This window comes from Streptococcus nakanonensis, from assembly GCF_059738785.1.
This window is the reverse complement of sequence record NZ_AP027139.1, coordinates 759,700-769,621: the sequence shown is the minus strand read 5'-3', so window position 1 is coordinate 769,621 and position 9,922 is coordinate 759,700. Positions and strand designations below refer to the sequence as shown.

Sequence of the window (9,922 nt, the reverse complement as noted above, 5' to 3'; positions counted from 1 at the left end):
GAAATTTTTCTCCTTTTTTGTAAGTTGTTTTGAAAACAAAAATAGCCTTATCATCTTCAAACTCACATGATATTAAATAGTATTGATAGAACTATTTAACCCACTGCACCCAGTGTACAGTCTAGTAATAATTATACCATACCCCCCCGAATTTACCATCTAATCATCCAAAAATCTTGATTTTTAGAGAATTTTTTAGTATATGATTATTATATTGATTATAGATATACGCTTTTTTTGATTTATTTCCTAGAAACTAATAACTTTTCTATATCTTTATTTATGAAAATTTTAGTATAATAATAGTTATAATTGGATGGTTTTTAGTAGTGTGAATATATTAAATCTAATTTAGAAACCAAGTATGGATTCAGATTTTAGTTTGAAAAACCCTCCCTATTTTTGGATTGGAAGAGCTTATCATCAATTTCCGAAAAATGTCTAAGACTTATACTAGACTTGTTCGATACCTATTTGCAACAAGATTAAATGGTTAGCTGGTTAGAAATTGAATTGTTCAGCTTTTATTTCATCTCACTATCCCCTATTCCTAGAGCCACAATCTCCCTATTCCTTTCTTTGACGATTCTCATCTCTAAAATCACTCCTATCCCTAGACCGCTGTCAGCCCTTACCTCATGATAGTCAAGCTTGGAAATATAATAGATTGAAATAGAATATGAACAAATTGATAAAGGGCTTTTAAAATAATTTCTAACAATATTTTAAAAGCCCCTTGTACTATCCCAGCTTCAGCTCATTATATTTGTTCTAAATCCATTGATTATCATTCTACTCTTATCCTCAATCTAAGATTAGTATTTTGAGCTATCCTACATAAGTCTCCTGGCTTGCTTTTTGATTTTCGTTTATAGAATATTGAATTCGGAATAGTTTACTAGTACTTCTAAAACATTGATAGAAATTACTTTGACTTTCCTGACTGATTTGTTCAGTTCTTATTTCATTCATATATGCTATGTATTAACCGATAGCGGATACCTACGGAGAGCTTGCCACTCAGATGTAGGACCTGCCCATCATACAAAAAAAAACAGACTTCATCCCACAAAGAGATAAAATCTGTTACTATTTTCTACACGATATTTCCTAATTTTTAATCCAGCAGTTGGTCCGCCTGACTGATGGCTCGCTCGGGGTGCTGGGTAAAGGGTTTATTCCCGAAAAACTCCAACCAGGGTTTACGAACCTCGTCTTTGCTGGTTTCTCTGTATTTTTTAGGTCTTATTTATGGTGGTTCTTCAATAGCGCCTCAAACTCAGATGCTGACATACCCAACTGCTGACTGGCAACCTCGGAAGTCAGAAGTCCTTGGCGAACCATATCCAGAAAGGCAAAAAGTTTTCCACGCTCTAGACCTTGTTCAATCCCTTCAGCTCGTCCACGTTCAATCCCCTCTGCACGACCGCGTTCAAGACCACGCTCTAACCCTTTTTCTTCAGCTTGTTCCAAGGCATAGTCCTGTGCTAACAAGGCCTGTTCTTCACGCATACGTAGTTGACTAAACATTTTCCTGTCCTCCTCGGACCAGCTCTTATAGTCTAGCAGTTGGTCTGCTTGGCTGATGGCTCGCTCGGGGCGCTGGGTAAAGGGTTTATTCCCAAAAAACTCCAACCACGGCTTGCGAACCTCGTCTTTGCTGGTTTCTCTGTATTTTTTTAATTCCAAGAATGCCATCTTAACCAGATGGTTTTCTTGTCCGTTATTGGTAATGGTTAAAACCTCACCTGTCGTATCCTCTCGCATGCTAAAGCTATGAAAAGCCAAATCATCTGAGAAATAATTGCTATCTACGATTGCAATGGCATAAACGGGGGCGATGTGTTTATAACTCTGGTGGGTATCACCTTCTCGTTGGCGAATTTTTTCTAGGTTTTGATTGACCTGACTGCACAAGTAAGCCCACAGGCGATTGATGAAAAAATTCTGATGATGTACCTGAATCTCAATGATAACCTGTGTCCCATTATCCAACTCTGCCAAGACGTCTATACTGGTATAAAAATCCTGCGCTGAGTAGGGCAGGGAAGGCAAGACGTGAATGTTGCTCCCCTCCAAAATGGTCACATTTTTTGCTGGCAAGTTCAACATATCGCGAATAAATTGACAAGTGATTTCTGGATTGCTAAAAATTTTCTTAGCAACCAAGTCATTAGTTGGGCTGATGCCCGGATGTCTTAGAATCATCCTTTTCCTCCTTCTATTATAGCACATTTTTTAATCTAATTTACTAGATTTGATGCTTCTATCTATTTATTCGTAAAAGAAAGCTTTTCTTCAGAAGAAAGCGAATCGCTTATTTGAAATTTTTTACCCTCTGTTGGATAGTCCCGTCTATCTATGTTATAATGAAAGAAGGATTTAAAATCGGAAAAGGAGTATCTATGCTTAAATTAGGTGTCATCGGAACAGGTGCTATCAGCCATCACTTCATAGAAGCAGCCCATGCTAGTGGAAAATACCAGCTGGTCGCAGTCTATTCTAGGAAACTTGAAACTGCCGCAACCTTTGCTTCTCACTATGAGAATATCCAACTATTCGATCAATTAGAGGACTTCTTCAAGAGCTCTTTTGATGTAGTCTATATTGCCAGTCCAAACTCCTTGCATTTTGCTCAGGCAAAAGCTGCCTTGTCTGCAGGTAAACATGTCATTCTTGAAAAGCCAGCTGTCACTCAGCCACAAGAATGGCTGAATTTGCTTCAAACAGCTGAGAAAAATCACTGTTTGATATTCGAAGCAGCTCGCAATTACCATGAAAAAGCTTTCACTATCATCAAAAACTTTTTAGCAGACAAACAGATTTTGGGAGCAGATCTCAACTATGCCAAGTATTCTTCCAAAATGCCTGACTTGTTGGCTGGACAGACACCAAATGTCTTTTCAGACCGTTTTGCCGGTGGAGCTCTCATGGATTTGGGGATTTATCCTCTCTACGCTGCCGTTCGCCTCTTTGGAAAGGTTCAGGACGCAACCTATCAGGCTCAACAGCTTGACAATAGTATTGACCTAAATGGAGATGGAATCCTATTCTACCCTGACTATCAAGTTCATATTAAGGCTGGGAAAAACATTACTTCCAATCTTCCTTGCGAGATTTATACGACAGATGGAACCTTGACCCTCAACACGATTGAGCATGTTCGCTCGGCTATTTTTACCGACCATCAAGGCAATCAAGTCCAACTCCCTATCCAACAGGCTCCTCATACAATGACTGAGGAAATCGCTACATTTGCACAGATGATTCAGCAACCAGACCTGAATCTCTACCAAACTTGGCTGGATGATGCAGGCTCTGTTCATGAGCTACTATATACCATGCGCCAGACTGCTGGCATTAGATTTGAGGCAGAAAAATGAAAAGCAAACTACCGACTGAATGGCAAGAACTAAGTGACCAACTCGGTTTCCAGGAATTCACCCCCATTCAAACTCAACTATTTGATCCTATTCTTGCTGGAGAAAACCTCCTAGGAGTGAGCCCAACCGGAACTGGTAAGACCCTAGCTTACCTCCTACCAAGTCTTCTCAGACTACAAAAGAAAAAAGCCCAACAACTCTTGATTCTAGCACCAAATACCGAGCTTGCTGGACAGATTTTTGACGTATGTAAAACGTGGTCAGAAGCCATCGGCTTGACAGCCCAACTCTTCCTATCAGGTTCAAGCCAGAAACGCCAGATTGAACGCCTAAAAAAAGGACCAGAAATTCTGATTGGAACTCCTGGCCGTATCTTTGAACTCATTAAATTGAAAAAAATCAAGATGATGAATGTGGAAACCATCATCCTGGATGAATTCGACCAATTGCTTGATGATTCTCAGATACACTTTGTTGAGAAAATCACTCACTACGCACCTCGTGATCACCAACTGGTCTACATGAGTGCCACAACCAAGTTTGACCAAGAAAAGATTGCGCCAAACACACGTACCATTGATCTCTCTGACCAAAAACTAGACAACATCCAACATTTCTACATGCAGGTAGACCAACGTCACCGAGTGGATATGCTACGAAAACTGGTTCATGTGGAGGATTTCCGCGGTCTGGTCTTCTTTAACAGCCTATCAGACCTTGGAAGCGCAGAAGAAAAATTACAGTATCGTGATATATTGGCTGTTTCTCTTGCTAGTGATGTTAATGTTAAATTTAGAAAAGTCATCTTAGAAAAGTTTAAAGATAAGACACTAACCCTGCTTCTTGCAACAGACCTTCTGGCACGTGGAATTGATATCGATAGCCTAGAATGTGTCGTAAACTTTGATATTCCCAGAGATAGCGAAACCTACACCCACCGTGCTGGCCGTACTGGCCGTATGGGCAAGGAAGGTTATGTTATCACTCTCGTCACTCATCCAGAAGAACTTAAAAAACTCAAGAAATTTGCGAGCGTACGTGAAATTGTCTTGAAAAATCAAGAACTCTATATTAAATAAAGCCCCCATTACTCTATACACATCCAGTGTATGGAGCTTTTTTATAAGCAATTCAATTTTATACTCTTCGAAAATCTCTTCAAACCACGTCAGCTTCGCCTTGCCATATGTATATGATACCGACTTCGTCAGTTCTATCTACAACCTCAAAACAGTGTTTTGAGCTGACTTCGTCAGTCTTATCTACAACCTCAAAAGCATGTTTTGAGCTGACTTCGTCAGTTCTATCTGCAACCTCAAAACAGTATTTTGAGCTGACTTCGTCAGTTCTATTTGCAACCTCAAAACAGTATTTTGAGCTGACTTCGTCAGTCTTATCTACAACCTCAAAAACATGTTTTAAGTTGACTTCGTCAGTCTTATCTGCAACCTCAAGACCATGTTTTGAGCTGACTTCGTCAGTCTTATCTGCAACCTCAATACAGTGTTTTGAGCTAACTTCGTCAGTCTTATCTGCAACCTCAAAAACATGTTTTGAGCTGACTTCGTCAGTTCTATCTACAACCTCAAAACGGTGTTTTGAGCTGACTTCGTCAGTCTTATCTACAACCTCAAAACGGTGTTTTGAGCTGACTTCGTCAGTCTTATCTACAACCTCAAAACGGTGTTTTGAGCTGACCTCGTCAGTTTCATCTACAACCTCAAGACCATATTTTGAGCTGACTTCGTCAGTCTTATCTGCAACCTCAAGACAGTGTTTTGAGCAGCCTGCAGCTAGCTTCCTAGTTTGCTCTTTGATTTTCATTGAGTATTAGTTCAATATCTGAAAAAGGCTCTATAATATTTGTAGTGGGTAAATCCTCTATAGATATTATGGAGCCTATTTTTGTATAGAAAAAAAGTCCCATAAGATCTATAATGAAAAGCGACCAAACAACTCATTAGAAAGATTCATATGGAACAATTACATTTTATCACAAAACTGCTCGATATCAAAGACCCTAATATCCAATTTATGGATATCATCAATAGGGATACACACAAGGAAATTATCGCTAAACTGGATTATGAGGCCCCCTCTTGTCCTGATTGCGAAAGTCAAATGAAGAAATATGACTTTCAAAAACCGTCTAAAATTCCTTACCTCGAAACGACTGGTATGCCTACTAGAATACTTCTTAAAAAGCGTCGATTTAAGTGCTATCATTGCTCTAAAATAATGGTCTCAGAGACCCCTCTCGTCAAGAAGAATCACCAAATCCCTCGTATTATCAACCAAAAAATTGCGCAAAAGTTGATTGAAAAGACTTCTATGACCGATATCGCTCATCAACTGGCTATTTCAACTTCAACTGTCATTCGCAAGCTTAATGACTTCCGTTTTAAGCCTGATTTTTCTAGTCTTCCTAAGATTATGTCCTGGGACGAGTATGCCTTCACTAAGGGAAAGATGAGTTTCATTGCACAAGATTTTGATAATCTCAACATCATCACTGTTCTTGAAGGCAGAACACAGGCTATCATACGAAATCACTTTCTGCGCTACGATAGAGTCGTTCGTTGTCAGGTGAAAATCATTACGATGGATATGTTTAGTCCTTATTATGACTTGGCTAAACAGCTTTTTCCATGTGCTAAAATTGTTCTAGATCGTTTTCATATTGTGCAACACTTAAGCCGTGCTATAAGTCGTGTCCGTGTTCAAATCATGAATCAATTTGAGCGAAAATCCCATGAATATAAGGCTATTAAACGCTACTGGAAACTCATTCAACAGGATAGTCGTAAATTGAGTGATAAACGATTTTATCGCCCTACTTTTCGTATGCACTTGACGAATAAAGAAATTCTAGATAAGCTTTTGAGCTATTCAGAAGACTTGAAACACCACTACAATGTCTATCAACTCTTACTCTTTCACTTTCAGAACAAGGAGCCAGACAAATTTTTCGGACTCATTGAGGACAATCTTAAACAGATTCATCCTCTTTTTCAGACTGTCTTTAAAACCTTCCTCAAGGATAAAGAAAAGATTGTCAATGCCCTTCAACTACCTTATTCTAATGCCAAATTAGAAGCAACTAATAATCTCATCAAACTTATCAAACGAAATGCCTTTGGATTTCGGAACTTTGAAAACTTCAAAAAAAGGATTTTTATCGCTCTCAACATCAAAAAAGAAAGGACGAATTTCGTCCTTTCTAGATCTTAGCTTTTCTTCAACCCACTACAGTTGACAAAGAGCCCTGAAAAAAAGAACCTTGCAAAGCAAGATTCTTTTAGTGTCTGACTTAAATAATTGTTCTTCTGGGAACTAAATCGAATTAAGCTTCGATTTCTGTAACCATACCTGAACCAACAGTACGTCCACCCTCACGGATAGAGAATGTAGTACCTTGTTCTACGGCGATTGGGTGGATCAACTCAACGTCGATTGTCACGTTATCACCAGGCATTACCATTTCAGTACCTGCTGGAAGTTCGATTGAACCTGTAACGTCAGTAGTACGGAAGTAGAATTGTGGACGGTAGTTATTGAAGAATGGAGTGTGACGTCCACCTTCTTCTTTAGTAAGGATGTAGACTTCACCTTTGAATTTAGTGTGTGGGTTGATTGAACCTGGTTTAGCGATAACTTGTCCACGTTCGATTTCATCACGTTGAACACCACGAAGAAGGACACCTACGTTATCTCCGGCAAGACCTTCGTCAAGTTGTTTACGGAACATTTCAACACCAGTAACAACTGCTTTTTGAGTTTCTTCTTTGATACCAACGATTTCGATTTCGTCGTTGACTTTAACGATACCACGGTCGATACGTCCTGAAGCAACTGTACCACGTCCAGTGATTGAGAATACGTCTTCGACTGGAAGAAGCAATGGTTTGTCAGTGTCACGTTCTGGTTCTGGGATGTACTCATCAACTGTGTTCATCAATTCCATAACGATGTCTTCGTATTTAGAGTCACCTTCAAGGGCTTTAAGAGCTGAACCTTGGATAACTGGAAGATCGTCACCTGGGAAGTCGTATTCTGACAATAGGTCACGGATTTCCATTTCAACCAATTCAAGCAATTCTTCGTCGTCAACCAAGTCAACTTTGTTCATGAAGACGATAAGGTGTTTAACACCAACTTGACGTGAAAGAAGGATGTGTTCACGAGTTTGTGGCATTGGTCCGTCAGTTGAAGCTACTACAAGGATAGCTCCGTCCATTTGAGCGGCACCAGTGATCATGTTTTTAACGTAGTCCGCGTGTCCTGGAGCGTCGATGTGAGCGTAGTGACGTTTTTCAGTTTCGTACTCAACGTGCGCAGTGTTGATAGTGATACCGCGTTCGCGTTCTTCTGGAGCAGCATCGATAGACGCATAGTCTTTAGGTTGGTTAACTGATGAAGGCAAGCGACGTGCCAAAACAGTTGTGATAGCTGCAGTTAGGGTAGTTTTACCGTGGTCAACGTGTCCGATAGTACCAATGTTAACGTGTGGTTTACTACGATCGTATTTTTCTTTTGCCATTTGAGTAAAAGCCTCCAATAAAATATATTTTATAGATAGACAGTAGGCAATACAGTCTAACTTTCCTTACTATTTTATCAAATTTCAGCTAAATTGCAAGTGTTTTACAACGTTTTTGTGAATTATTCTTGGTAAAAGTTTAGCTAGCTAGTAGAAAGTACTAAATAAACTTATCCTTCAAGGAGTTTTCAGCATTATCCATCCACTCACTTGCTGAAAATGTAAACAGTCTCTGGTTTATACTACAAAAGCAAACTAGGAAGCTAGGTAAAAGTTACTCACAACATCGGTTTAATACTCTTCGAACATCTCTTCAAACCACGTCAGCGTCGCCTTACCGTAGGTATAGTTGAGACTGGTCAAAAAGTCTTTGCAATCAGAAAAACATATAGTATCAGGTCTTGAGAAACCTTGGTACTATGCGTTTTATTGTGGGAAGATTTACTTCATTTTCTCCTAAAGTCGAGTTTTTGCCCAACCTCTTCATCTACAACCTCAAAACACTATTTTGAGCTGACTTCGTCAGTTCTATCTACAACCTCAAAGCAGTGCTTTGAGCAACCTGCGGCTAGCTTCCTAGTTTACTCTTTGATTTTCATTGAGTATAAGATTGCAGATAAAACGATAAACATCATAGGACACAGCAGAGCCAATGTCGGTCGAAGAATAGCCCCCCTAATCGCTTATTTTATGGCAAAATGAAATAAAAACTAAACATTTTGTTGAAGAAGGCAAATCAATTCCTCACAATGTTTGAGAAAGAAGGGCGGACTATTCCAACTTCAACCCGCTATAAAGCAGACTTACAAGATAGGGAACCCATCTCCGATAATATATAGTAGAATGAAAACTACACAATTTGATTGGGGAATTCAAACCAATTTCTCACAATGTTTTAGAAACAAGGGTCTATTATTTCAACTGCAACCTACTATAGCCCATTGAAGTTGGAATAGCCCACTGAGACTTCTAAACCACTGCTGGAGAAGAGTTTATTTCGATTTTCTTTCATTTCCCTAAAAAATCAAAAAGAGAGAACCAATCTGATCCTCTCTTACTTATAGATGGTGCTCACTCAAATGTTAAAGGAGCTATTTCTTAGAGATAAAGGAATTTGAATACAGCTACTGCCGCAATTGCTGCTGCGATAGGTGCTACTACTGGTACCCAAGAATACCACCATTTTGAATCGCCTTTATGCTCACCAAGAACTGATTTTGGAAGGAAAGCATGAAGGAGACGTGGTCCCAAGTCACGAGCTGGGTTCAAGGCAGGTCCTGTAGGTCCTCCAAGTGATGTTACCAAAGCCATAACGAGGAATCCAAGTGCCAAGTGAGCCACAGAAAGTCCTGAAGCAGTGTGTGGAGCCACCTGTGCTTTAATAGCCAAGTCAGAAAAATCAACTGTTTGTCCTGCTTGTGTTGCCATTTGTTTCATGTATTGAAGCACTTCAGCACCAAAGAAGTTTTTAGTCAAACCAAGAGCTGCAAAGAACAAAACAAATGAACCAACAAACTCGTTTACAAAACCATTAACAGTTGCTGCATAGCGACTTTCTTTTGTACCATGGTCAATACTTGAAATAGTTGAGAAAGTTCCCAAGATGTTATTTGAGTTTTCAGTTTTCAAGTAGAATGGGCGATGTGTTGCCACAACCAAGGCTTGACCAAAGATAGCCCCCAAGACTTGCGCGATAATGTAAGGTACCACTTGTGCCCAAGGGAAAAGACCGCTAACTGCAAGTCCTAGAGTGAAAGCAGGGTTGATGTGGTTCCCAGATACGTTACCAAACATCAAGGCTGGGATCATAACCCCCATACCATAACCAACAGCGATGACGATCCAGCCACTTTGGTGACCTTTCGTACCTTTAAGTTCAACGTTGGCAACTGCACCATTCCCAAGAATGATCAAAATGGCAGTTCCCAAAAATTCAGTGGCATACTTCAGTGCCCATGTGAAATCCATTTGCTAGATTCTCCTTAAAATTTTTTAGATA

7 protein-coding genes and 1 pseudogene are annotated in these 9,922 nt (G+C 39.6%); 3 read left to right on the top strand and 5 right to left on the bottom strand.

Features of this window, described 5'->3' with window-relative positions; genetic code table 11:
• Nucleotides 1-1,120 precede the first annotated feature (1,120 nt).
• A pseudogene (locus AC6I9F_RS03955) lies at nucleotides 1,121-1,240 on the bottom strand (Rpn family recombination-promoting nuclease/putative transposase); the annotation flags it as partial.
• Between the two features lie 5 nt (nucleotides 1,241-1,245).
• On the bottom strand, nucleotides 1,246-2,208 hold the full coding sequence (locus AC6I9F_RS03950; protein WP_164226797.1) for an Rpn family recombination-promoting nuclease/putative transposase: 963 nt from the start codon (nucleotides 2,206-2,208) through the stop codon (nucleotides 1,246-1,248).
• 197 nt (nucleotides 2,209-2,405) lie between these two features.
• Here AC6I9F_RS03950 and AC6I9F_RS03945 point away from each other — a divergent pair, with 197 nt between their 5' ends.
• Entirely contained in the window at nucleotides 2,406-3,383 is a 978-nt protein-coding gene (locus AC6I9F_RS03945) for a Gfo/Idh/MocA family protein (RefSeq protein ID WP_112444209.1), read from the top strand.
• On the top strand, nucleotides 3,380-4,462 hold the full coding sequence (locus tag AC6I9F_RS03940) for a DEAD/DEAH box helicase (protein WP_112444210.1): 1,083 nt from the start codon (nucleotides 3,380-3,382) through the stop codon (nucleotides 4,460-4,462). Before AC6I9F_RS03945 ends, AC6I9F_RS03940 begins: the two co-directional genes overlap by 4 nt.
• 79 nt (nucleotides 4,463-4,541) lie before the next feature.
• On the opposite strand, the gene AC6I9F_RS03935 is transcribed toward AC6I9F_RS03940, so the two are convergent.
• Nucleotides 4,542-5,207 carry a hypothetical protein gene (locus tag AC6I9F_RS03935; protein ID WP_234990552.1) on the bottom strand — a complete coding sequence of 222 codons (666 nt, stop codon included), beginning with the start codon at nucleotides 5,205-5,207 and terminating at the stop codon, nucleotides 4,542-4,544.
• Nucleotides 5,208-5,357: 150 nt separating this feature from the next.
• On the opposite strand from AC6I9F_RS03935, the gene AC6I9F_RS03930 reads away from it, so the two are divergent.
• Nucleotides 5,358-6,614 carry an ISL3 family transposase gene (locus AC6I9F_RS03930; RefSeq protein ID WP_050213065.1) on the top strand — a complete coding sequence of 419 codons (1,257 nt, stop codon included), beginning with the start codon at nucleotides 5,358-5,360 and terminating at the stop codon, nucleotides 6,612-6,614.
• A 112-nt stretch (nucleotides 6,615-6,726) separates the two neighbouring features.
• Here AC6I9F_RS03930 and tuf read toward each other — a convergent pair whose 3' ends face one another.
• Complete coding sequence (gene tuf / locus AC6I9F_RS03925; protein WP_001040724.1) at nucleotides 6,727-7,923, bottom strand: elongation factor Tu; 1,197 nt, start codon at nucleotides 7,921-7,923, stop codon at nucleotides 6,727-6,729.
• A 1,098-nt stretch (nucleotides 7,924-9,021) separates the two neighbouring features.
• Nucleotides 9,022-9,891, bottom strand: coding sequence for an aquaglyceroporin Gla (gla, locus tag AC6I9F_RS03920; RefSeq protein WP_112444212.1), 870 nt, complete (start codon nucleotides 9,889-9,891; stop codon nucleotides 9,022-9,024).
• Between the last annotated feature and the right edge of the window lie 31 nt (nucleotides 9,892-9,922).